The organism is Massiliimicrobium timonense, assembly GCF_042850985.1.
Taxonomy (GTDB): Bacteria; Bacillota_I; Bacilli_A; order Erysipelotrichales; family Coprobacillaceae; genus Allocoprobacillus.
Genome location: NZ_AP031415.1, coordinates 955,954 through 982,269 on the forward strand (window position 1 = coordinate 955,954; position 26,316 = coordinate 982,269).

Sequence of the window (26,316 nt, forward strand, 5' to 3'; positions counted from 1 at the left end):
CATATTTTTTATTTTTTACTTGCGAATATTAAGACTTTATATATAATAGGAGATGTCCTTAAGGACAACGTGTATATCATATCATAATATTCCTCGATATACATATGAAGCAAAAGTATTCATATAATTTACTCAAAGAGATCCCTGCTAGAGGCAGCAGACTAGCAGATAAATAGTGAACAGCAGCACTATGGATCATTATAAGAAAAGAGCGATATTTCAGGGTATATCGCTCTTTTCTTATTTAAGCAGTTCAATAAATTGAATGGCAGCTGGGGTTAAGGTTTTTCTTGATAACCAGGCATAGCCAATACTGCGTTTGATAAGAGGCTGATCTAGCTGTATTTCATAGATTTCATGATTTTTGAGTTCTTGCGTTGAAAATTCTTTGATGACACATGCTTTTCCCAGACCATTTTTAACAGCTTCTAATAATAGATTATGTGAACCTAGTTCAATATCGGGATGTAATAAATGACCATGCAAGGCAAAGTGATCATCAACATATTGTCTTGAATTTGTATTCTTTTCTAACATGACCAAAGTTTCATGAGAAAGTTCACTTAATGAATAGATATGTGAATCTGGCATCTGACTGACAAAGATATCATGAATCTGTAAACATTCTTGAATTGTGATGGCTTCATCGTGCAGTGGCATATTGACAAATCCTAAATCAATATCGCCATTTTTTAATAAGTCAATGATTTCAAGACTGGTACGATTGACCATTTTAATTTTGACTTGTGGGTATTGCTGGTGGAATTTGACAAGATAAGGCATCAGGTAGTTTTCGCTAAGTGTATCACCAGCACCAATTAAGAGCTCACCGACACTTAATTTATGAAAGTGTGCCAGTTGGTTTTCAGCACTGGTAATTAATGATAAGGCTTGGGCAATTTTTTGATGTAACATCTGTCCTTCTTTAGTTAAAATAACACCTTTAGATTGACGAATAAAAAGCTGTGTTTGGAGTTCTTTTTCTAGAAGATGGATAGCTTGACTGACAGCGGATTGTGAAATAAAGAGGTTTCTGGCGGCTAAAGAAAATGATTGAGTAGAAGCCGCTTCATTAAAGATTTTGTATTGTTCGAGTTTTATAGTCATATAAGTTCTCCTAATATCATATGTATTAAATATTAATTTTACTAATGTTTTGTTTTATTTTATAATAGATGTTGTGAAACGTCAATTATGATAAATTTTGATTGTATATAAGAGTCATATTTTATATAATATTGATGTAAAAAAGAAAGGATGAAGTTTTATGGCTGGTGTGGTTGTAGTAGGAAGCATGTGGGGAGATGAAGGTAAAGGAAAAGTTACTGATTATCTTGCCCAAAAAGCTGATGTTGTAGTACGTTATGCAGGAGGAAACAATGCAGGACATACGATTGTGTATGATGGAAAGAAATTTGCATTGAAATTAATACCTTCTGGAATTTTTAGTGGACATGAAGTTATTATGGGAAATGGGATGGTTGTCAATCCTAAAGCCTTTTTGGAAGAAGTCAAATATTTAAATGATGCGGGTATTGATACAAGTAAGATTCGTGTGAGTGATCGTTGTCATGTGATTTTACCTTATCATCTTGAAATTGATGCGATTCAGGAAGCAAGAAAAGGAGATCATAGCATTGGCACAACAAAACGTGGTATTGGACCATGTTATATTGATAAGTATAGTCGTATTGGTATTCGTATGGGTGAGTTTATTGATGAAGATTTATTTTTAGAAAGATTAAAAGAAACTTTCCCAATGAAAGTGATGGAATATCCTGAATTAGAAGGACAATTCACTGTTGAAAGTATTTTTGAAGAATATAAAGAGTATGCCAAAGTGATCAAACCACTTGTGTGTGATACAGGAATGTTATTAGATCAATATTTACGTGAAGATCGTAAAGTGTTATTTGAAGGTGCGCAAGGCGCTATGTTGGATATTGATTATGGAACTTATCCATATGTAACAAGCTCTCATCCAGGTGCTAATGGGGTGAGTGAAGGGACTGGTATTGGGCCTTTATATATTAAAGAAGCAATTGGGATTATCAAATCATATACAACACGTGTAGGAGCTGGACCTTTCCCAACAGAATTACATGATGAAATTGGAGATTTCATTCGTGAAAGAGGACATGAATATGGAACAGTGACACAACGTGCAAGACGTACAGGATGGTTTGACGCTGTGGTTGTTAATCAATCACGTAGAATGTCTAGTTTAACAGGAATTGCTTTAATGTTATTGGATGTTTTAAGTGGTTTAGATACCATTAAAATCTGTAAAGCTTATAAATATAAAGGTGAAGTGATTCATGGTTTACCTTCTACAATTAAAGGTATTGAAGAAGTGGAACCTATTTATGAAGAAATGCCTGGATGGAAAGAAGATATTACACATGTGAAATCTTTTGAAGAATTACCAGTCAATTGTCAAAATTATATCAGACGTATTGAAGAATTAATTCATTGTCCAATTGTCATGTTCTCAGTAGGACCAGATAGAGAACAGACAGTTGTTTTAAAAGATATTCAATTTTAAGGAGGGAAATGAGTGAAGAGAGAATTAGTCATTGTTTTAGACTTTGGTGGTCAGTATAATCAGTTAGTGGCTAGACGTGTTCGAGAATGTAATGTTTATTGTGAAATTTATTCATACAAAACAGATCTTGAAAAGATTAAAGAAATGAATCCTAAGGGAATTATTTTAACAGGTGGACCTAACAGCTGTTATGAAGCAGATTCACCTACATATTCAAAAGAATTGTTTGAACTTGGTATTCCTGTTTTAGGATTATGTTATGGGGCACAATTAATGCAACATGTTTTAGGTGGTAAAGTAGAACGTGCTGATGTTAGAGAATATGGAAAATCTCATTTAATTGTGAGTAAAGAAAATTCAGCTTTATTTACTCATGTGCCTAAAGAATCAACTTGCTGGATGAGTCATTTTGATTATATTTCTGAGATTGCTGATGGATTTGAGATTTCATCTTATACAAAAGATTGTCCAGTGGCTTCATGTGAAAATGAAGCAAAGAAATTGTATGCCATTCAATTCCATCCTGAAGTTTTACATACAGAATATGGAAAAACAATTTTATCTAACTTTGTCTTGAATGTTTGTGGATGTTCAGGAGATTGGCGTATGGATTCATTTGTTGAAGAACAAATCAAAGCGATTAGAGAAAAAGTTGGAGATGGAAAAGTTTTATGTGCCTTATCTGGTGGAGTGGATTCATCAGTAGCAGCTGTTTTACTTTCTAAAGCGATTGGAAATCAATTGACTTGTGTATTTGTTGATCATGGATTACTTCGTAAAAACGAAGGTGATGAAGTAGAAGCTGTTTTTGGACCTAAAGGACCATATGAATTAAACTTCATTAGAGTAAATGCGCAAGAAAGATATTATGAAAAATTAAAAGGTGTGACTGAACCTGAAGCCAAAAGAAAAATTATTGGTGAAGAGTTCATTCGTGTCTTTGAAGAAGAAGCGAAAAAGATTGGTGCTGTTGATTTCTTAGTTCAAGGAACAATCTATCCAGATGTTGTTGAAAGTGGATTAGGTGGAGAATCTGCAGTCATCAAGTCACATCATAACGTAGGTGGACTTCCTGATTATGTAGATTTTAGAGAAATCATTGAACCATTAAGAGATTTATTTAAAGATGAAGTTCGTAAAGTGGGATTGGAATTAGGTATTCCTGAATATTTAGTATTCAGACAACCATTCCCAGGACCAGGACTTGGTATTCGTATTATTGGTGAAGTGACTGCTGAAAAAGTCAGAATTGTACAAGATGCCGATGCTATTTATCGTGAAGAAATTGCCAATGCTGGATTAGATCGTACAATTGGTCAATACTTTGCAGCACTGACAAATATGCGTTCTGTTGGTGTCATGGGTGATGAAAGAACTTATGATTATGCGATTGCTTTACGTGCTGTCAATACAATTGACTTCATGACTGCAGAAGCAGCACAAATTCCTTATGAAGTCTTAAATAAAGTGATGTCAAGAATCATTAATGAGGTTCGTGGTGTCAATAGAGTATTCTATGATATTACATCGAAGCCTCCTGGAACGATAGAGTTCGAATAGTATATAGTAAATAATTATATTTTCAAAGAAGGTGTTTCTATATGAATAGAAGCACTTTTTTAATTAATAGAAATTTTATTTGGAGAACAATTTTTGATTTATAAAAAAGAGAAAAAAACTTCAATGAAGATAAAAGTAAATGATTGATTTTAATAATGAAAATAATAGACTTTTTTATTTAAATATGTATAATATAAGTGAAAGGAAACTTTCGTTTATATTGTTATTAAATGCATATTTTGTGCATATTAATAATGAGGTGTTCAACCTCAAGGCATCCTATGATGACGAGTGACGGTTCTGACTCGTCGGTAAAATAAAAAATGACCGAGTGATGATGATGTGTGAGAGCAAAGACACATCGGTAAAATAAAAAATGGCTCAAGGATGCAATATAGAGGAATCTGTAATAGGTTCCTCTTATTTTTTTTAGAAAAAGGAGGATAAGTAAAGTGCATGATTATGAAATAAAAAAGTTAAGTGAACAATTTTATAAAGATTATCCTCATGATCAATATCAAGAAATTTTAACAAAAGAGGGAAGAAGTTATGATGTTGTTTTATTTGAGATTGATTATTTAGCAGATTGTTATGTATGTGTACCATTTAGAACAGAAATGAAACATAATAATGGCTATAAGTTTAAATTTTCTGGTAGAAGTAAAAAACATCAATCAGGATTAGACTTCTCTAAACTTGTTATTGTTTCAAAAAATGAATATATTGGTGAAAGTTCCACTATTGATATTGATGAATATAAAGAATTTGAAAAACAAGAAGATCATATTCATAAAAATTTAGAAAAATATATACATGATTATGTTGAACATGTTAATGGTCATATGTCATTACATATCAAACAATTTGAAAGAAAGTATAAGTATTCTACTCTTAAATATTTTCATAAAGAACTTGGAATTGTTGTAAAGAGATAAGTTAATATTATAAAAAAATTGAAATTTTTTTGTTCTACAACTTTATGTTAACAACATACATTAAATATTAACAATAGAAATGTTAATATATTATATATAATGTTAATATGGAGGTGAAATGATGAATGCATTAAATATTTTAGGATTAAAAATTGAATTAGAATCATGGGATAAAGTGAAGAAAGTGCCTTTATATATTAGTAATTATTTTTTTATTCAAAAAGCTTCAATAAATGGAATTTATTGTTTGTCATTGACGCCTTATGATGTACTTCCACCATTATCTTCTTTAAAAAAACAGATAGCAAGCATTCAATCTATAGAAGATTTACCAATTTATATCAATTTAAATGAAATATCATATTTTAGAAAACAAAATCTTCTTCAAAATAATATTCCCTTTATATTAAAAGACAAAATGGTATTTTTGCCTTTTATGACAACTTTTCTAACAAATTAAAAATTTGAACAGAACATAAATGTGGAAAAATTAACACTTTCAGCTCAATTGTTATTTATTTGGATTTTATATCAAAATGAAAATCAATATTTTATTAATGATGCTTTAGAGGTGCTTGATGTTTCTCATATGACACTTACTCGTTCATATCGACAGTTAGTTGCAACAACATTTTTTAAAGAACATAAAGATGGTCGTAAAATTTATTTGACCACATCATTGAATAAAGATGAACTATTTAAAAAAATGAGACCTTATCTTCAATCGCCTGTAAAAAGTCAATTCTATATGATGAAAGATCAACGAACTCAAGATATGGTTTTAGCAGGTGAATCTGCTTTAAGTCAATATAGTTTTATGAATCCACCTCAAATCGAAATATATGCGATTGATAAAGCAAATAGTAAAGATCTTCATACCCAAAAAGAATTGTTTGATAAAGAGCAACAAATAGAAGTACAGATTTGGGAATATGATCCACTACTATTTAGTGAAGATCAAAAACATATTGATAAAATATCTTTAATGACTTCTTTTTTAAATAATCATGATGAAAGACTTGATAAGGAATTAGAACAATTCCTTAAGGATACATTTTTGTAAGAGAGGAGACTTATAATGATTGGTATTGAATCTTTTAAGAAATATTTCAAAGGTTTTGAAAGAGAATATGTCATTATCTAAGGGACAGCTTGTGAATTATTGATGTCAGAAAAAAATTTAGATTTCCGTGCGACTAAAGATATTGATGTGGTTCTCATCATAGAAGCATTATCGAAAGAATTTGCAAAAGTATTTTGGAAATATGTCAGTGAAGCTCAGTATGAGCATATTCATAAAGGCACAGGTAAAACTGAATTTTATCGTTTCTATAAACCAAAATCATCTGAATATCCAATGATGATAGAGTTGTTCTCTAAAAGTCCAAAATGGATGACACCAACAACAAACCAATATATTGTTCCTATACATGTTGATGATGAAATATCAAGATTATCTGCAATTCTTTTAAATGATGATTATTATGACTTTTTAACAAAAGGAATACATATCATTGATGGTATATCAATATGAGATGCTGAACATATGATTCCTTTTAAAGCAAAAGCTTGGCTGGATTTAAAGGAACGTAAGGAACGAGGAAATCATGTTGATAGTCGTGATATCAAGAAACATAAAAATGATGTTATAAGATTATCAATGTTATTAGTACCAGATAATAAAATTGAAGTCCTTGATATGATTAAAAATGATTTATCTCAATTTATTCAAAGTATAGATAAGGAAGATATAAATCTAAAACAATTAGGTATTTTAAACACAGACAAAAAAGATTTTATACTTTTACTGTCTGAGATATATGGATTATCTGTATTGCAAAATGTTTAGAGATATGTAAACCACTATTTGTAAGTAAGTTATTAAATATTTAAAATGTTTTATGATGACGAGTGACGGTTCTGACTCGTCGGTAAAATAAAAAATGGCTTAAAGACGCAAGATAGAGAAATCTATAACATCTTCTTTCAGGCTGTTGGCTTTTTGTTTGCCAACAGCCTGAATGCTATTTATTGTTTGATTTCTTAGTTTTAAAAAGATTTCATACATTAAAGAATTTTTATGATAACGATGACCAAATAAAAATGGAGTTATTGATTTATCAATTAACTTATAAAATAAATAAAGACATATTTTAGCTTTATTTTATCTAATTATAAGTATTATAATTGATTAAAGAAGATTTATATGTATTGATTTGCATGATTTCCATATGGTGGTTCTTTTAAAATATATTTTTTTCTAATATAATGATGATGAAGAAAGTAAGCAGGTAGTGTCAAATAAGTTATGAAAAAATGAAATTATTTCATAACTAGAATTCCATAGTTGATTCTATGTAGTAATTCAATGCTTCGTCCAGCAATATATTCCATTTGCTTGGCATATTATGTGTCTTTTTAAGACAATCCAGTTCAACTGGCGGCTTATAGCCAAGTGTTGTATGATTTCTTAAAAAATTAAAGTATGTCGTAAATAGACACATGAAGTCATTGGCACTTTCAAGTGAGTTGAATCCATTCTTAATGGCATATGAATACTTGAATGTTCTATTCAGTCGCTCAATGATCTGCTTGGCAGGACGATGTTCCTTTGATACAGGATCATCATTCGTAAGTCCAATGACCTGTGTCACCTTGAAAAAGATACGATTGAGCTGAAAATACTGCTGAGCTGCCTTGTATATGGGATTGCCATCAACGACAAATTCAAGATTTTCTGGTATTTCCTTGAATTTTCTCAAAACAGAATAAAAGGAATCAATGGCGCTGAAGGTATCACGATTCATGTATATTCTATAGGATGTAATAATCTTCTTCCTGACATCGCACATGAAGAAGACATAGGCTTTCTTGCCAAGAACCTTGACATAGGTTTCATCGACACATTGATAATCATTGAGATCATGCTTGAAATTATCCATCCATGGAAAAAGAAGATGGCTTGAAGCCTGAGCATAGTTAGCAATTGTCTGGTGAGATATCTTGATGTCATGGACTTCATATAGAATAAGTGCGGTTTTTCTTAGAGAAAGGCCATAATTAACGTAATAAGTCAAAGCAAGACCTAAAACATGTCTGGAATTACGAATACGAGAAAGGTCAACTTTAGAAGGCTTAATTTTCAGCTGAACTCTTTCAAGCATATCCAACGAAGCATTGAAGACACGAGTGATGTAATGAAGGGAAAAGGCAGAAGGATTTTGTTTATATTTTGCCTTGTCCTCTTTGGAGAGCTTCTTCAATTCTTTCTTATAGTGAGAGCATTTAGGATTTGAGCATTTATATATATCAAAGTGATTTCTTGATTTGATGAGCGACAGCTTTGAACCACAGTGAGGGCATACAGTACCTTTAGGAGGATAAACCTTGCCTTCATGTCTAAAGACAGGCTTAAGAGGTTTGTTGTGTTTAGCTACATAGGCAGCCTTGGCTTCATCAAAAGGGATGGGTAGATGTTCGGGTTCTAAGACAGGCAGGGGATGGACCTTAAATCTCCTGTAGGCTTCGATTGAAGAAGAATGATTAGGATCGCTTGGAAGGAATTTCAGGAGAAAGCATTCAAATTTATATAAAAGTTTCTTAATGATATTTAAAAAATGAATAATTAATGATATAATCTTGACCATGGTAATAACCTCCTATTATTGTGGTGTGGTAACTTCATTATAGAACGGTTATTACCTTTTTGTATAGAAAGAAAGGTCAAGTTTATAGATTAATTTCAGGGGGAAATTAATCAGAATAGATAGAAAACCAAGGTAGAATGAGGTTTATAGTTAATTTATAAATAAAATAAACTAACTATTTTTGACACTACCTTGTGATGTGAAGAGAGAAGAATATGAGAAAACCAAATTTTTAACGAATAGCCTTATAGTTTTAATAATATCTAATTGAAAATAGGAATTGATTTTTGGAAAAGCTCATCGTTATGTGATTGTTAGAACGAATAGTATGATAGATGACGAAAGTATTAATCTTGTTATTTTTTGACTGTCTAATATTTTCTTTATTTCAATTTTGGTAGAAATAAGATTGCTAATATAGACATAGCAGTAACAATCAAGAAGTAAATACAAGAGATTATCAGTATAGTGGCAATTAGATTTAACACCAATTACTTGTTTTTGGTTAACAGATGGATGAATGATATTAAAAAATATTGATAGTTCCATTAAAGAAAAAGTATAATAAGATTATAACTAATTCAATCATCAATAACAAAAGTAAAATGATGGGATTTAGTGATATCAACAGGAATAATTTTTATAAATGCAAGACTTTCAAGAATATATGGATGAGCTCCATAAAAACATATGATAGTTTCTAATTGAAAATATAAGTTAAATAATTTATCTAATTGCTGATAATTCACATATACTCGTGTGGCAATAAAATTCTTGAGATAGTCAAGCTATAAGGAAAGGTATAAAAGTACATATTCACTTTAACAATTTTACAAGAAAATTAAGAAAGGAGTAAGTATAAATTAAACTTATCTACCTTAGATAAGTTTAATTATATTATACAAAGAAATAGTATGAACGTAGATGAAATTCAATTTCAAAAAAATGAATGGAGAAAAAAATCATGGTCAATTCCTGATTTGCCAGGTGGAAAACAAGAATATTTTTCTTTAGTAAAACAATTAGTAGAATTAGTTAGATTAGGACAAGCAACAGATTTAGATTCTTTTCCTGTTTTGACAGGAATTGATATACCCAAAATATGGCGTGAGTATACACCCTTTTTAAAAGGTGTTGGGCTAGTTAGTAATCACGCAGGAATATTATATTTAACAGATATTGGTATTGACTTCTGCAATGATTTGACAGAAAGAAATTTAGCTAACCTTATGCATAATCATTTTCGATTATTTGGAGAGATTCTTGAAATTCTAAAAATTGAACCAGGTACTGTTCAGGAAATACATTCAAAACTTTGCAATGATTATCATTTGAATTGGAAAAATTGCAGTAATACAAGAAGAAGGTTAGATTGGTTAGAAGTTTTAGAATTAATACAACCTGTGGGAAGTAGAAAATGGCAAGTAACGAAAGCAGGATATAGTGCATTAAGTGATTGGAATATTGTAACACCAAATATTATTTCATCTTTTGAGAATGTAATAAACGATATATCAGTTTCAACTCCTCCTTATGAAATTGCAATACTGCTTCAACAACTAGCAGAAACGCCTGAATTACATAAAAAACGTAGTACTTATAATATATGGACTCCAAGTCCTAATCGTATAAATAATTTACGTGTTATCACTCAATTTGCACTTGAAAAAGTTTCTAAAACTGATTTATTTCAATTTATTGAAAATGAGTTTAATCTTAAAAAAAGTAGCGCTGAGTCAATGTTACCTTTTCTAAAAGCATCAGGGCTTATAGAAGAAGTTGGACGAAATATTTATATTACAACATCTGCTGCAAAGGCATGGTGTGAAACAGGTGATGACTTGGATTTTATTCGAATTCTTCATGCTCATATGCGTTTTGTAGGAGAAATGATTAAGTTTGCAGAGATAGATATTCAGAGAAATACTCTTTATGCAAAAGCAAAAGTATATGGGTTGAATAATGAAAAAGCTAGATGGATTATAGGATTTTTACTTGAAGCAGGAGTTTTAGAAGAACCACAATATTTGCATTTGAGAGCAACGCATTTAGGTAAATGTTTTATTAAGAATTTACCATTGGCAGAAGAAGGGATTTATGAAGTAAAAAAAGAAATGCATGATACTACTACTTCTTCTAAAAAGAATGTAGATACTGAGATTTTTGAACAGTTACATAGTGCGTCGGTTAATCCAGTAGCAGAGGGAAAAGCTCCTGGTGTAGCATTCGAAGAAGCTATTGCAAATATTTTTACATTTATGGGCTTTGAGGCAAAAAGAGTCGGTGGTTCAGGAGATACTGATGTGATTGTGCGCTGGAAAGATGATGGAGGAAAAAGTATTATAGCTATAGTCGATGGTAAGTCCAAATCTAACGGAAGTGTATCACATAGTGATATAAGTGATGTAGCAATAGATGCACATAAAGAGAAGAATAATGCTGACTATGTAGCGATTGTTGGACCTGGTTTTAGTGGTGATACTATACGAAATCATGCATATAAGAAAGGGTTTGCATTGATTACTGATGTAGAGCTAATTGAAATTGCTAGAATGTCTTCTACTTTAGGTTTGAGCCTACAAGAAATTGCTTTTATTTTCCAAATTCCTGATGGACTTTCAAAGCTTGATGAATTAATAGCTGCTAGACAAAGAGAGATGGATATTATTACACAAGTAGTTTCTATGTTTGAAAAAGAACAGGAAATGTTAGGTAGCCTTTCTGCTCGTGATATGTATTTGTTATTAAGAAATACAGAGATTTCTCCATCTTTAAAAGAACTTTTGAATATATTTAAAACGCTCTCACAAGACGAAATAGGCGTTTTATATCCTATAAAAAAAGATTCATCAGTAGAGAACGTTACATATATGCTAAAAAATGAAAAAAGAACAATAAATAGGCTTCGAGCATTGTCGTCAGCGATACAAAAAGGATTGGAATGATCAAAAACTATTTTATATTATACTGATTATTTTACGTGGGTGGACTAATTATTCCAATATATCTGAGCAATAATAAAAACTCAAATTATTTGTGACATGATAAAAATTAGTAGACAGTATAAATAATTAAAATATTGTCTGTCTACTAAGAAAGATTATATTCTTATTATAGATAGATAATAAGTAATTTTAATGATAATTAACAATTAAATATATCATATTCAATTAAAATAGTTTATAATAGGAAAGCATGTTATAAATGCAAATGATAGGGGAGAAGGTTTGATATGATAAAGTTTTTTAAAGCCAATATGGAACCTAGAAAAGGGTTACGTATTGCAGAAGTTATTATTTCTATTTTATTATGTGTTGCTTCTATTGTATCTATTGGATATGGTATGTTCCAGGTGAATGCCAATGTCAATGATGCAAAGTTTATCCAAAGTATAGAAATGACTAGAGATAGGGAACTAGAAGATTATAGTGAGGATAATACAGTTTGTGATGTTACATATATAAATGGGGATAAGCAATTAGTTGTTTCTTATTCGTATGAAGATTACATTCAATTAGAAGATGATAGTATTACAGCATATGAATATGAAACTGATAATGGAACAAAGCTCTATTTTGATCATCAAAATATAACAAATCAGGAAATACAACATTCATACGGACAAGTCAAAGCCAATGAATTAACACCTGTGTTTAACTTTGGAATTGCTTCATTTATTTTGATGATATCTGTTTTGATTATGACATTATTTGCAAAACAATTTACAACATATGAAAAATCATGGTTTTTATCAATCATGGTATTGGCTACGATTATTTCAGTTATTTTTCCAGAAGAAAGTGCAAATGGTGTCAATGGAATTATCATCATGTTGCTTTATTTACTAGATACGTTCTTGAATATTCTTTGTGAATTACTTATTTCTAAGCAATCAAGATACAATTTCCTTGTTTCTGTATTCGTAGAAATCGTAGAAATAGCAATGTGTGTTGTCTTAATGTATCGTTTTGCGACAATGGTCACAACATTATTGTTCTGGTTACCAATTGATATTATTAGTTATATTAACTGGTCAAGACATAAAGATGAAGAAGAAAGTGAATTGACAGTTGTTAGAAAACTTAAAGGATACCAAGAAGTTTTGGTTATTGTAGGTATTGTGGTCTGGACAATTGTTGTAGGATATTTTATTAGTGGTTTAGATATCTCAACAGATTTTTATAACAACCAATTATTGGAAACAGCTATTATATATATTGATGCCTGTGCATCAGCTGTAGGAATTGCGAACGGATTGTTTATTTTCTTTAGATTAAGGGAACAATGGATTGCATGGTATATTTGTGCATTCCTTGAAGCTGTTATTAATGTGATTTCTGGACAATATGTTTTATTAGTTCTGAAATTAGGTTACTTTACAAATACAACATATGGTTATATCAAGTGGAGTAAGTATATTCAGTCACATTCGCAAGAAAAACAGGCACAAATATCTGCATGAGTCTTGTAGATTGGCTATAAAATTGATAAAATAAGCATGAAAGAAAATCTTAAAAAATATAAGGAGTGAAAAATATGGCTATATCAGCGGGAGATTTTAGAACAGGATTAACTTTAATCGTTGATGGTGATCCTTGCCAGGTATTAGACTTTCAACATGTGAAACCAGGAAAAGGTGCAGCTATCTTAAAAACAAAAATGAGAAACTTAAAAACAAATGCAATTCAAGAAAGAAACTTTAATGCAAATACAAAATTTGATCAAGCTAATATTTCAAGAAAAACAGCACAATATTCATATAAAGATGGATCAACATTCTATTTCATGGATATGGAAACATATGAAACATATGAATTGGCTAATGATCAAGTTGGAGATACTCAATATTACATTATTGAAGGTTCAGAAGTTTCATTAATGTTCTTTGAAGGTGATTTATTATCAGTATCTGTACCAGAAAAAGTAGAATTAACAGTTGTAGAAACAGATCCAGCTATTAAAGGGGCACCATCTAACCAAACAAAAGATGCTGTAACTGATACAGGATTATCATTACGTGTTCCTCAGTTCATTGAACCTGGAGAAAAAATTGTTGTCTTTACAGCAGATGGTAAGTATGCAGGAAGAGCTTAATCAAGCTCTTTTTTTCAAAGATGAATAAAGTTGTATTAATTACAGGTGGAGCACAAGGCATTGGAAAAGCCATTGCTTTAGAACTTGGAAAACAAGGTTATGATATTGTGATTAATTATCTCACATCCAAAAAAGAAGCTCATGCATTAAAAGATATGATTATAGACAATTATGGTGTACGATGTATGGCTATCCAATGTGATGTTTCTAAGGAAGATGAGGTTGATCAGATGATATCTTCTATTGAATTGGAACTAGGTGGTGTTGATATTTTAATTAATAATGCTGCTGTTGATTTATCTAATCTCTTTCATCTGAAAAATGCTGAAGAATTTAGAAAAACATTAGATGTCAATGTTGTAGGTGCATTTAATTGCAGTAAACGTGTTTATCGACATATGTTAGATCAGGAATATGGTAGAATTATAAATATTTCTTCAACTAATGGTATCAATACTTATTATCCTATGTGTATAGATTATGATGCTTCTAAAGCAGCACTGATTTCCATGACACATAATCTTGCTTTTGAGTTTGCTCCATATGTTAATGTCAATTGTATTGCTCCAGGTTTTATAGGAACAGAAAATGAGTTGGACGGATATGATGAAGAGTTTTTAAAAGAAGAAGTTGAAAAAATTATGGTCAATCGATATGGTGATCCTCAAGAAGTGGCTTATTTAGTGAAATTCTTAATAAGTGATGAAGCTAATTTTATCAATAATACTGTCATACGTATTGATGGTGGACAAAAGGGAAGTTGTTAATCCAACTTCCCTTTCATATTTGATAACGCCAGTAAAATAGACAATTTTCCATATTCAAATGTTAATCCACCTTGTATATAAAGTGTATAAGGTTCAATAACAGGGGCATCAGCACTTAATTCAATGGTGCTTCCTTGTGTAAAGCTACCTGCAGCCATGACTTCATCAAAAGGATAACCTGGCATAGGGGCAGGTAAAACTTGAACGAATGAATCAATAGGACTTGTTTGTTGAATCCCTTGTGTAAAGTTCACTAAATTATCTTTTGTTTTGAGTTCTAAAGTTTGAATGATATCTGTGCGTGGCTCATCATAACGAGGAGATACGTTAGAATAACCTAATTTTTCTAACATATACGCAGAAAATACAGCTGTTTTTAAAGCATTTTTGACAGCATTAGGAGCCATAAATAAACCTTTAAAGAAAGTATTGTTTAAGTTGAAATTAGCACCTAAATCCTTCCCAATACCAGGAGCAGTTAAACGTTCAGCAACCATATGAATAAGTTCCTGATTTCCTGCTATATATCCACCAGTAGTTGCAATTCCACCACCGAGGTTTTTCATTAAAGATCCTACAACCACATCAGCTCCTACATGACCAGGTTCTTTGTCTTCTACTAACTCACCATAGCAGTTATCAACCATAATAATAACATCTTTATTTACTTCACGAATCTTTGAAATTATACGTTCAATCTTTGAAATAGAAAGAGATTGACGATGTGAATATCCTCTAGATCTTTGAATTTCAACAAGTTTGACATTATTCTGTTTTAATCTCTCTACAATTTTCTCATCATCAAAATCATCATTGACTAATTCAATCTGTTCATATTTCACACCATTTGCCTTTAATGATTGTGTAGAATTTCCACTCAAACCAATCATTTCTTGTAAAGAATCATAAGGAGCTCCAGATAAAGAAATCATGGTATCGCCATGTTTTAATAAAGCAGAAAGCGTTAAATATAATGCATTTGTTCCACTCATAATCTGAGGGCGAACTAAAGCATCTTCACAACCAAGAACAGTCGCAAAGATTTTTTCTAATTTATCTCTTCCTTCATCGTAATTTCCATATCCGTTAATATCTGCAAAATCAGAATAAGAAACTCTATTTTCTATAAATGCTGATAAAATACGATTAGAGTTTGTTAAAGCTATTTCATCTATTCTTTTATAAATATCACTTAAGATATTATCTAATTCTTTTGCCATTTCCAGTATATCTGGATGAATTTGTTCTAATATCATGTTTATAATCCTCCCATCATTAATTCAGTCTTTATTATACATGAATATTGTTATTTTGTATAAAGAAATTTAACAATAATGTAAAAAAATATAATTTGACATTATTGTCAATTAAGTGTATCCTATAAATAGAAAGGAAATAATATTTTTTCATTGATTCAACAACATGAGATGTTTTGAAATAATTATATTTTTTTAAAATTTTTGCTAAATAACAACATTTGATGTGTATTTTTTTATGTTTAAAGAGTGACTGGGAGATGATGATTTGCTTGAAAATTAAACTAAGTGTTTTTGTTAAAAAATTTTTTCATCGAAAAAGAGGCATCCAATGAAATTTAATTTCACAAAAGAAGAGATGATTGTTAATATTGATAAGAACAGTGAAACAGTTATTAAAAGAAAAAATGTTAATGTTGGAATGAAACTATAAATATATTGCTTGTTTACTAGAATTGTGATATTTTTATATGTAATATAGGATATTTTTACCAGCAAAAATTTCCTTCCTGTTATAAAAAGTGCTGTATTTATCTATGTATTTTTTGCTTTTTTATATACTCTTTAAATTTTTGTCTGTTACCTGGTAAAAAATAGAGAAACTCCTTTATCTACCTTAGTTTTTAAAAATTAACGATTAAGAAAATGTTGATTTTACAGGGTTTAATAACAACATATGATGTATTGAAATATGTACTCAGAACTATCAATATCTTTTCCACTTGCCGTTTAATAACAACATATGATGTATTGAAATATAGTCAGCCCTGCTATTTTGCTCTTTGCCATTCGTTTAATAACAACATATGATGTATTGAAATTGTTGTATATAGTACTATATATATTCCTGGTACACAGTTTAATAACAACATATGATGTATTGAAATCCCAATATTTTAATGAAATTATTAGTAATTGGTTTACGTTTAATAACAACATATGATGTATTGAAATTAGACTTAATTTATAGAAATTCTAAATTTGGAGGTGTTTAATAACAACATATGATGTATTGAAATACACTATCCAATCTTTAATAAGTTTAATAGTTAATAGTTTAATAACAACATATGATGTATTGAAATACAGCCAACTGAACAAGAACAATTTAACGCAATGGTTTAATAACAACATATGATGTATTGAAATAGGGGGTATTGAAATGGGAGAATATGATGTATTAGTGTTTAATAACAACATATGATGTATTGAAATGGGTATGGAGAATCATTGGAAGACATTGCACAGTGTTTAATAACAACATATGATGTATTGAAATAATGAGAGTCTTGAGTGGCGGACAAGGTGTTAAATGTTTAATAACAACATATGATGTATTGAAATATGCTTCCAGAAGGATGATTGTGTATAAATACAAAGTTTAATAACAACATATGATGTATTGAAATTAAATTATGTGAAAAATATGTGAATTTAATGAATCAGTTTAATAACAACATATGATGTATTGAAATAAATCATAATTTTCTTGATTAATTTCATAGTGTTCAGTTTAATAACAACATATGATGTATTGAAATTTATCTAGATGAAGATTATGAGTATGCGTTATCTAAGTTTAATAACAACATATGATGTATTGAAATAGATGACGGGAACACTATTAAATATGACGAAACAGAGTTTAATAACAACATATGATGTATTGAAATGACATTTCTTGAAGATTATCTAAGTATCTTTGAATGGTTTAATAACAACATATGATGTATTGAAATATTGTTCCATCATCTAACCACTTTTCTAATTCTTCGTTTAATAACAACATATGATGTATTGAAATATGGAACTTGCTTTATCAATGCTTTCTTTATCTTTTGTTTAATAACAACATATGATGTATTGAAATATGAATGAGTTGAATGCACTTGGTACGGTTTCTGGTTTAATAACAACATATGATGTATTGAAATAAATTAGCAGTTACAGGGGCGTTAAGACAAAGAACGTTTAATAACAACATATGATGTATTGAAATATGATGATGGGAATGAGGAATAGTGACTGATAAGGGGTTTAATAACAACATATGATGTATTGAAATTCAGTACCAGGTAGCTAATCCATGGTATACAAGAGAGTTTAATAACAACATATGATGTATTGAAATTGAAGAAATTATTCTTAATTTTTAATGTCATGTTGGTTTAATAACAACATATGATGTATTGAAATAAAATATGGAATTGATGAAGAAGAAGCACAAGAGTGGTTTAATAACAACATATGATGTATTGAAATAGATATTCAATTCAAGTATGCAGAAGATGAAGGAAGTTTAATAACAACATATGATGTATTGAAATACAGGAAATCCATCAGATCCTGAAGTTGTTCAACAGTTTAATAACAACATATGATGTATTGAAATACGCTTATATGATTATACATTTTTCTTCACCCCTTTGTTTAATAACAACATATGATGTATTGAAATAGTTGGATAAAAAGCAGAACACAAAAAAATGATAAAGTTTAATAACAACATATGATGTATTGAAATACAATATAAAACATCTCAAAATCATTTATGAAATTGTGTTTAATAACAACATATGATGTATTGAAATTCCCAAGCTGAGAAGTCATTTTCCTGCATGTTCTGGTTTAATAACAACATATGATGTATTGAAATAGACTATTACCAATCATGTATGAAATTTCTGACATTGTTTAATAACAACATATGATGTATTGAAATACAGCTGATTATCCACATACTGTTTTGTTGTAAGTTGTTTAATAACAACATATGATGTATTGAAATTGAATTAGGGTATAAAAAATGTACTTTATGGGCTAAGTTTAATAACAACATATGATGTATTGAAATATATGTCTTTGCATTTTTGTTTTCATGGAAAACGGTTTAATAACAACATATGATGTATTGAAATCCAGGTTCTAACTTCATGCAGTTAAAAGAAACAACTGTTTAATAACAACATATGATGTATTGAAATTATCTATTAGAATCCTTGTAAGCCATCATGGTTCCAGTTTAATAACAACATATGATGTATTGAAATATGAAAATGATGTTCTGACTTGCAACTATATTATGTGTTTAATAACAACATATGATGTATTGAAATATTTGAAAAGGGAGGTGGATTCACAAATGAAGAAAGGTTTAATAACAACATATGATGTATTGAAATATATGATGAAATGGTTACCGAGCGTGATAGTTTAAGTTTAATAACAACATATGATGTATTGAAATGAATCAATTTCTTCTGTGATTGTTGCACATAATTTAGTTTAATAACAACATATGATGTATTGAAATATACTACATCACGAATTGCACGTGTCTTACCTGATGGTTTAATAACAACATATGATGTATTGAAATATGTAGTAATATTGTGGTTCTAAACTATCCTTAACAGCTTAATAACAACATATGATGTATTGAAATATTAATTTTGCTTTTCGATTGACACGAGCAGATTGAGCTTAATAACAACATATGATGTATTGAAATATATGAATATGTATGCCACAGGAGGAATTCACTTTGTTTAATAACAACATTAGATGTTTTGAAATTATGGAAATGTAAAAGTTCATATGAACCTGAATAACAATTTACTTTATCAAAACAACTTATATAAGCATGTTAAAAAGTGATTTATATGTTTTAATAGTAGTAAGCTTATTGATGATTGTTACATTTGATATTTGTATTAATCAATTTTATTTACAGATAAGGAAGTGAGAGATATATGAAATATGTTTATAAATGATTAATCATTTTACATTAGTATTAGATATGAGAATGTTTTGATATAGTATCTTTACTCAAAAAAATTACAAATGAAGTGAGGTTGAAAAATGAAAGTATATGAATACAAAGTTAAATTAGTATTGAAATGTGATATTCATTATGAGCAATTAGCCAATGTACTTAACTATTTCATCGACAGTGCTTTATCTAAGGATGAAAAATTAAAAGAATATCATAATGCTCATCATTATAAAGGATATGTACATGATTTTCTGTATCCTATAGAAAAGGATGGGATTTATAAAAAGAATCATCATTATACGATGAGAATAAGATCTGTAGAACAGGATTTGATTCAATATTTTTTGTCTCGTTTATCTTTTTATGAAACTAATGAAATAGAGGCATTGGGTGGAGAAGTGAGGATTATTTCTAACAAATTAATAAAGAGAATATATTGCATTACTCCAATTATTGTTAAAAATGATGAAAAAGGTTATTGGAAAAACTACATGTCTCTAGAAGAATTTGAGAAAAGAATAAAAGATAATCTAATGAAAAAATACAAACTATTTGTAGATGAAAATTTAGATGAGAACTTTATGATTTATGACTGTATAGAATTCAAGAACAAAGTTCCAGTAAAAGTTCCATACAAAAATATTCATCTTTTAGGAGATAAAATAAGTATAGAAATTGCTCAAAATGAAAGAGCACAAAAAATAGCATATTTAGCATTAGGAACAGGCGTTCTCGAAAATAATTCTAGAGGATTTGGATTTATGAATTATGAATACTTATAAAGGAAGGAGGTAAAAAAGTTGCTTCAAGAAATTTTAGAAGTGTTTGGTGAAATTGTTCAACAAGATAGTAGAATTGTGACAGATTCATATAGTCTTAAAGATGGTACATATCGCCTTATTGAAATGAATAATCAAGATGGCTGGAAAATCAAAGAAACGATAGATATTTTCTATGATAAAAAATTGAAACAAATAAATGGTTCACAAAATACAAATTACACTTATATACAAGAGTTAGATTATTATAGTAAGCTTTTGGATATGAATAAACCCATTGATCCTAAAAAAGTCATTCATTCTTGCCATTATTTTGCTTTGTCTGTAAAAAAAGAGAGCGTTCTTTCAGGAAAACTCAATAAGGATATTATAAAAAAGTATTATGCTATTCTTAAAAATCCAATGTCTAAGTATGAGAAAAAATCAAATTCAAAAAAACTTTATGAAAATGTAGAAAAAGAAATTGGCCCAGTTGATAAAAAAATTATTGAAAGTATTGAAGAATATGTTTTACATACAAATATATTTGAAGGAATTGCTTTAGATAAAAAAGACTATATAAAAATCTTCTTTGTGTTTAGTGATCAAGATAAAACCTTGGATTATTATAAACAAGAAAATAAAAGGTATCTTTTACCAAATCTCTATAATAGCAATGATTATAACATTGAAGATGGTAATGAAATATTAGGTTTATCTAATAACAATATGAATCTTAATTCTAAAAAACCATTTTTGTTAAATAAAACAAGGAAAGTAAAGACACCATATCTAGTAAATCAAGAACAGGCTTTACTACAGGCACAATTCTTTGATTATTTATGGGGTCAAGTTTCTAAAGGATGCTATGATTTTTATATCAATACGTTTGGAAATGAAAATGAAATATTAGCTATTGCTGATGATAAAGACTTAAAGGGAAAAAATATTCAGGGTTATTATATACGCTGTCAAAAAGGAAAGAATGAGGCTGAAATTATAGATAGTCAAGTTGTTTCATCTTTTTCATACAGCTTAAAGAAATCTTTTTACTTAGAAAATTATATGGAAATATCTGATGAATATATAGAAAAAAGTGATATTCGCTATGAAGAATATTTAGACAATATGGTATCAATGTTTAACATAATTGATCAAGTATTCTTTGATGGTAAATTGAAAAGAAATCTCTATATGAATGCTAGTGATATGCAAATAAACAATGATTATTTAAAAAAATGTCTACTAACATATAGGGATCAGTTAAAATTGTTTAAAAATACAGGTGATTTGTTAATTTTAAAAAAGATTATAGATAAAATGTCATGGTATATAATCATCAATAGTATAAGTCAAAGTAGTCAGTTGATGTTAGTACATAAATTAAATTTGAGATGGTCTTTATTAGATTATTTTGATGATGAAAGGAAGATAGGTGAAAAAATGATGGATGTAAAAAATCAGTTAAGATTGCATATTAACCTTCCAAAAGAAAAAGATTGGGAGTTTAATGATGATAAGGAATTTAATTATGCAGTAGGACAGCTAGTAAAATATTTTGTGTATTTAAGCAAATCGTCAAAAAAGACGCATGTGTTCATTAATCAATATTTAAATTGTAAAGATATTGAACAATTGAAACAAAAATTAATACAGATGTATAAAAAATATAATTATGCAATTGATTTTTATTTGGAAAGTAGATGTTCTAAATTAGTAGAACATATTATGAGATATGATACAAACAACATTTTGTGTGAGTTTATAGTTGCAGGATTTAATGGACCACTATTAATTTTAGAAAAAAACAAGGAGGAAGATGAAGATGAATAAAAGGGTATATGGTGTTTTAGGTATCAGTTCAATTATGGCAAACTGGAATGCTGATTTTACAGGTTATCCAAAGACAATTTCTACAGGGGAAATTTTTGGAAGTGATAAAGCATTCAAATATCCTATGAAAAAACAATGGGATAATAATGGAGAAAAAGTTTTGTATATTAAATCAATGATATTGTCTAAAGATAAAGATGCAGTATCACTTGTTCCAAGAACATTAAAAGAAAGATATGAATATTTATTTGGAATTGAAGATTTATCAAAATGTAAAGATGTTTCTGAAGTATTGAAAAACTTATTTACAGCTGTTGATGTTAAAAATTTTGGAGCGACATTTGCAGAAGCAAAAATGAATATTTCTATAACAGGTGCTGTTCAATTTGGACAAGGATTTAATAAATATCCTGAAAGTGAAGCACAGGAACAACAAATTTTATCACCATTTAAAGATGGAACTGATGCTGATGCAAAAAATTCTACTTTAGGAACGAAGATTGTCAGCGATGAAGCTCATTATTTCTATCCTTTTGTTATTAATCCTCATGCTTATGATGAATTTGTTAAGCTGGGTGTTACAGACGGATATACAGAAGGAGATTATCTCCAATTTAAAGATACATCTTTATCTAGTGCAACAGCATTTGCTACAAATTCAAAAGAAGGTTGTGAAAATGAGTTTGGATTATTTGTAGAAACTGAACCAACATTATATTTACCTAATTTAACCGAATATATTGAATTTAAAAAAGGAAAAGATAAAAACACTATTTCTATTCATTTAAGAGATCTTTTGGAAGATGTAAAATCAAAAGTATTGAATATTGAAGTGTACTATAATCCTCATACAACTATGATTGATTGTGACTTGTCTGATGTTCATTATTATCATATTGTAACAAGAAAAGAGGTTTAAATATGAAGGCGGTTAAGTTTACTCTGAAAGGAAAAACTGCATTCTTTAAAAACCCTGAAGTAAACAGTTACTTTTACTTTACCTATGGAAATATACATAAACCTGCTCTTTTGGGGATGTTTGGTGCTATTTTAGGCTATAAAGGATATGAAAGCTCATTTGAAGTGTATCCAGAATATTATGATAAATTGAAAGAATTAAAAGTCGCTATTATTCCTCATCAAGAACATGGATGCTTTGCTAGAAAAGTTCAAGTGTTTAATAATTCAGTTGGATATGCATCTCAAGAGCAAGGTGGTAATCTGATTGTCAAAGAACAATGGTTAGAAAATCCAAGCTGGATGATATATGTTTTAATTGACGACGATGAAAGTCAAAAGTTAAGTGAGTATTTGTTTGAAAGAAAAGCTGTTTATATACCTTATCTTGGTAAAAATGATCATCCTGCCATTATTGAAAATGTGAGTGTTGTTGATCTACAAATGAATAATTCTAAAAATATTCGTATTGATAGTCTTGCTAAAGCGGATGATTTTCAATTTGACTTCTTTCATATCCAATTTAAATATGAAGAATATTTACCTATATCTTTGAAAGAAAGTACAAATCATTATGAATTAGCAAAAATGATTTTTACTGATGCGACAATGATAGAAAGTCAAAAGGAAGTTTATAATGATGGAGAAAAAAACATTATCTTTTATTGATTATAATGATATTATTGATGATCAATATACATTCTATGCTCATAACATAGATAATCGAAAAGAGTTATTACACAATCACATTCATTTAAGTCAAGAGTACTTTATGAAACTGTATGATTATAAAGATATTGAAAAAATCGTTTATAAATTTTACGAAGTCATGGGATTTCAAAATTTTAAAGTGTCTTTTGAATTTCTCAATAGTTTATTCGTGAATATAGTGACTTTTCATGATTTTGGTAAAATTAATCCAATGTTTCAAAAGTTGAAAATGAATAACAATATTGGAAATAAATATAAAGGACTTACCAAAAGTCATCATTCGTTTTTATCATCTTTGATATATCTAGATTACTTTTTAAATAAACTTGATAAAATGACAAATCTTTCTCATGAAGATAGATGTTTTATTGAAAGAACGATATTAGAACATGCTTATCTCATATCAAAACATCATAGTCATTTGGATTCTTTTTATGAATTTATTGAGAAATTAAAAAGTTTGAATACTCAAAACTTAATTGAACATTTAACGCATAAACCGCTTAAAGGATATAAGGGATTGAAATATTTGAACAAAGAGAAAATAAAATCTATATGTGATTATTTAGATTATTTTCAAGAAAAAGATTGTCTTACTAACCATCGACATTATAAATATTTTTATTATCGTTTAATTTATTCTATGTTGGTCATGAGTGATTACTATGCAACAAGTGAATTCCAATATAAACGACCTGTACGACTTTCTGGCAATTTAACAGATATTAAAGAGTTTGAAAAAGAATATTATCGTTCAGGTTTGATGCAAGGAATTTATGAGTATGAAAGAGAAAAATATCATGAAAATGATAAAACGCTCAGCCATGTTCAAACAATGAATGATTTAAGATGTGAAATATTTTTGGATGCTGATAGAAATTTAAAGAAACATCATACGGATCCTATTTTCTTCCTTCAGGCTCCTACAGGTAGTGGAAAAAGCAATATAGCACTTCATTTAAGTTTTCAATTAATGAAAGGACGAAAAAAATTATTTTACATCTATCCATTTAATACCCTTGTAGAACAAAATAAACATAATTTAGAGTTATCATTTGATCATAAGGAATTAATGAAACAAATTGTTGTGGTCAATTCTATAACACCTCCACCAGATTTGCATGATGAGGAAGATGAAGCGTATAAATATCAACAAATGTTGCTGGATAGACAGTTTCTGAATTATCCATTTATATTATCAACACATGTCAGTTTCTTTCAATTATTATTTGGGAATCAAAAAGAAAATATTATTGGTTTTCACCAATTAGCTGATTCAGTTATTGTTCTAGATGAAATACAGAGTTATAAAAATTATATTTGGGCAGAAATGATTGAAATGTTAAAAGCATGTGCCAATCTTATGAATATGAAAATTATTATTATGTCAGCAACATTACCTGATTTAGATCATCTTCTTCATTTGAATGATGGTGTGACAAGATTGCTACCAAATGCAAAGTTATATTATCAACACGAATTTTTTAAGGGAAGGGTTCATTATCATTATGATTTGTTAAAGTCTGAAATTACATTAGATGATTTGCAAAAACATGTTTTAAAGAATGTTTTTCCTCATAAAAAGATACTTGTTGAATTTATAACAAAAAAGTCTGCTTATCAATTTTATCGTTTGCTTTTAAAATCAGGAAGAAATGACATTGATATTGAATGTTTAACAGGTGATGATTCAGCTATTGAAAGAAAGAGAATTATTTCAAAAATACGTGGTAAGGTTACAAAACCCATTATTCTCGTTGCAACACAAGTTATAGAAGCCGGTGTCGATATTGATATGGATATAGGTTATAAAAATATTTCTTTATTAGATAATGAAGAACAGTTTGCTGGAAGAATTAATAGATCAAATATGGAAAGTGGAGATATATACTTTTTTGATATTGATAATTTTCATGTGATTTATCGTCATGATTATAGATCGGATGATTTATTAACGCTTAAAAACCAGGAGATGAGAGAAATTTTAGAAGAAAAGGATTTTTCTTGTTATTATGAAAAGGTTTTAAAGGCATTAAAAGTCAATCGAAATCAAAATACTGATAAAGAAGGATTAAGTTATTTTTATAATGATATTGTCTATAAACTTAATTATCTAGAGGTTGCTAAAAGAATGATGCTTATAGATGATAACCAATGGATGATAGATGTTGTTTTATGTAGACAAATTAAAAATAATGATGGTGAAATTATTGATGGTTTAGAAGTATGGAATCGTTATAAAGAATTGTTGGAAAATAATGCTATGAACTACAATAAAAAGCAGATAGAGTTAATGGATGTGCGAAGTCAGCTTCATGATTTTACCTATCAATTTCCTAAAAAAACATTTATTCATTATAACGATTATATAGGAGATCTTCTTTGTGTTTTTGATGCTGATGACTATTTTGTTAATGGTAAATTGGATAGAGAACGTTTCGAACAAATTGAATATGACATTCTTTAATATTTGATTTA

Annotated in this window: 19 protein-coding genes and 1 CRISPR repeat array; of the genes, 16 read left to right on the forward strand and 3 right to left on the reverse strand. The window is 29.0% G+C overall.

The window, feature by feature from the left end; genetic code table 11:
• Window positions 1–240: 240 nt before the first annotated feature.
• A complete protein-coding gene (locus ACGHJ8_RS04990) occupies window positions 241–1,107 on the reverse strand; it encodes a LysR family transcriptional regulator (RefSeq protein ID WP_087356970.1) in 867 nt (288 codons plus the stop codon).
• A 160-nt stretch (window positions 1,108–1,267) separates the two neighbouring features.
• Here ACGHJ8_RS04990 and ACGHJ8_RS04995 point away from each other — a divergent pair, with 160 nt between their 5' ends.
• The 7 genes from ACGHJ8_RS04995 to ACGHJ8_RS05025 all read left to right on the forward strand — a co-directional run bounded on the left by ACGHJ8_RS04995 (window position 1,268) and on the right by ACGHJ8_RS05025 (window position 6,889).
• On the forward strand, window positions 1,268–2,545 hold the full coding sequence (locus tag ACGHJ8_RS04995; RefSeq protein WP_373154721.1) for an adenylosuccinate synthase: 1,278 nt from the start codon (window positions 1,268–1,270) through the stop codon (window positions 2,543–2,545).
• Between the two features lie 12 nt (window positions 2,546–2,557).
• On the forward strand, window positions 2,558–4,105 hold the full coding sequence (guaA, locus tag ACGHJ8_RS05000) for a glutamine-hydrolyzing GMP synthase (protein ID WP_191492348.1): 1,548 nt from the start codon (window positions 2,558–2,560) through the stop codon (window positions 4,103–4,105).
• A gap of 452 nt (window positions 4,106–4,557) precedes the next feature.
• The gene (gene tenpIN, locus ACGHJ8_RS05005; protein WP_390542039.1) at window positions 4,558–5,040 is read left to right on the forward strand and encodes a type III toxin-antitoxin system TenpIN family toxin; all 483 of its coding nucleotides are present in this window, start codon (window positions 4,558–4,560) and stop codon (window positions 5,038–5,040) included.
• 121 nt (window positions 5,041–5,161) lie between these two features.
• Window positions 5,162–5,500, forward strand: coding sequence for a hypothetical protein (locus ACGHJ8_RS05010; RefSeq protein WP_390542041.1), 339 nt, complete (start codon window positions 5,162–5,164; stop codon window positions 5,498–5,500).
• A gap of 21 nt (window positions 5,501–5,521) precedes the next feature.
• A complete protein-coding gene (locus ACGHJ8_RS05015) occupies window positions 5,522–6,103 on the forward strand; it encodes a hypothetical protein (RefSeq protein ID WP_390542043.1) in 582 nt (193 codons plus the stop codon).
• Window positions 6,104–6,205: 102 nt separating this feature from the next.
• Window positions 6,206–6,574: a hypothetical protein gene (locus ACGHJ8_RS05020; RefSeq protein WP_390542045.1), complete on the forward strand. Its 369-nt coding sequence runs from the start codon at window positions 6,206–6,208 to the stop codon at window positions 6,572–6,574.
• Between the two features lie 12 nt (window positions 6,575–6,586).
• The gene (locus ACGHJ8_RS05025) at window positions 6,587–6,889 is read left to right on the forward strand and encodes a hypothetical protein (protein WP_390542047.1); all 303 of its coding nucleotides are present in this window, start codon (window positions 6,587–6,589) and stop codon (window positions 6,887–6,889) included.
• Between the two features lie 484 nt (window positions 6,890–7,373).
• On the opposite strand, the gene ACGHJ8_RS05030 is transcribed toward ACGHJ8_RS05025, so the two are convergent.
• Window positions 7,374–8,687 carry a transposase gene (locus ACGHJ8_RS05030; RefSeq protein WP_390542049.1) on the reverse strand — a complete coding sequence of 438 codons (1,314 nt, stop codon included), beginning with the start codon at window positions 8,685–8,687 and terminating at the stop codon, window positions 7,374–7,376.
• 914 nt (window positions 8,688–9,601) lie between these two features.
• Between ACGHJ8_RS05030 and ACGHJ8_RS05035 the strand changes: the two genes are divergently transcribed.
• The 4 genes from ACGHJ8_RS05035 (at window position 9,602) to ACGHJ8_RS05050 (ending at window position 14,548) form a co-directional block, all read left to right on the forward strand.
• On the forward strand, window positions 9,602–11,632 hold the full coding sequence (locus tag ACGHJ8_RS05035) for a restriction endonuclease (RefSeq protein WP_390542051.1): 2,031 nt from the start codon (window positions 9,602–9,604) through the stop codon (window positions 11,630–11,632).
• A 287-nt stretch (window positions 11,633–11,919) separates the two neighbouring features.
• Window positions 11,920–13,149, forward strand: coding sequence for a nicotinamide riboside transporter PnuC (gene pnuC, locus ACGHJ8_RS05040; protein WP_390542053.1), 1,230 nt, complete (start codon window positions 11,920–11,922; stop codon window positions 13,147–13,149).
• A gap of 74 nt (window positions 13,150–13,223) precedes the next feature.
• Window positions 13,224–13,781: an elongation factor P gene (gene efp / locus ACGHJ8_RS05045; RefSeq protein ID WP_087244004.1), complete on the forward strand. Its 558-nt coding sequence runs from the start codon at window positions 13,224–13,226 to the stop codon at window positions 13,779–13,781.
• A 20-nt stretch (window positions 13,782–13,801) separates the two neighbouring features.
• Window positions 13,802–14,548, forward strand: a complete 747-nt coding sequence (locus ACGHJ8_RS05050) for an SDR family NAD(P)-dependent oxidoreductase (RefSeq protein ID WP_390542056.1) — start codon at window positions 13,802–13,804, stop codon at window positions 14,546–14,548.
• Here the strand turns inward: ACGHJ8_RS05050 and ACGHJ8_RS05055 are convergent.
• Window positions 14,545–15,804 carry an aminotransferase class I/II-fold pyridoxal phosphate-dependent enzyme gene (locus ACGHJ8_RS05055; protein ID WP_390542058.1) on the reverse strand — a complete coding sequence of 420 codons (1,260 nt, stop codon included), beginning with the start codon at window positions 15,802–15,804 and terminating at the stop codon, window positions 14,545–14,547. The genes ACGHJ8_RS05050 and ACGHJ8_RS05055 overlap by 4 nt on opposite strands.
• A gap of 661 nt (window positions 15,805–16,465) precedes the next feature.
• Window positions 16,466–19,380: a CRISPR direct-repeat array (repeat unit 30 nt; unit sequence GTTTAATAACAACATATGATGTATTGAAAT).
• A 285-nt stretch (window positions 19,381–19,665) separates the two neighbouring features.
• Between ACGHJ8_RS05055 and cas6 the strand changes: the two genes are divergently transcribed.
• From cas6 to cas3, 5 genes are read left to right on the forward strand one after another with little or no spacing between them, the layout of a single operon-like run.
• Window positions 19,666–20,361 (forward strand): CRISPR-associated endoribonuclease Cas6, encoded by a 696-nt coding sequence (gene cas6, locus ACGHJ8_RS05060; RefSeq protein ID WP_390542060.1) that lies wholly within the window; start codon window positions 19,666–19,668, stop codon window positions 20,359–20,361.
• Between the two features lie 18 nt (window positions 20,362–20,379).
• Window positions 20,380–22,170 (forward strand): hypothetical protein, encoded by a 1,791-nt coding sequence (locus ACGHJ8_RS05065; RefSeq protein ID WP_390542062.1) that lies wholly within the window; start codon window positions 20,380–20,382, stop codon window positions 22,168–22,170.
• Window positions 22,163–23,089, forward strand: a complete 927-nt coding sequence (locus ACGHJ8_RS05070; protein ID WP_087357663.1) for a type I CRISPR-associated protein Cas7 — start codon at window positions 22,163–22,165, stop codon at window positions 23,087–23,089. Before ACGHJ8_RS05065 ends, ACGHJ8_RS05070 begins: the two co-directional genes overlap by 8 nt.
• Before the next feature lie 2 nt (window positions 23,090–23,091).
• Window positions 23,092–23,796 (forward strand): type I-B CRISPR-associated protein Cas5b, encoded by a 705-nt coding sequence (gene cas5b / locus ACGHJ8_RS05075; protein WP_390542064.1) that lies wholly within the window; start codon window positions 23,092–23,094, stop codon window positions 23,794–23,796.
• Window positions 23,768–26,305, forward strand: coding sequence for a CRISPR-associated helicase Cas3' (cas3, locus tag ACGHJ8_RS05080; RefSeq protein WP_390542066.1), 2,538 nt, complete (start codon window positions 23,768–23,770; stop codon window positions 26,303–26,305). Before cas5b ends, cas3 begins: the two co-directional genes overlap by 29 nt.
• The last annotated feature ends 11 nt before the right edge of the window (window positions 26,306–26,316 follow it).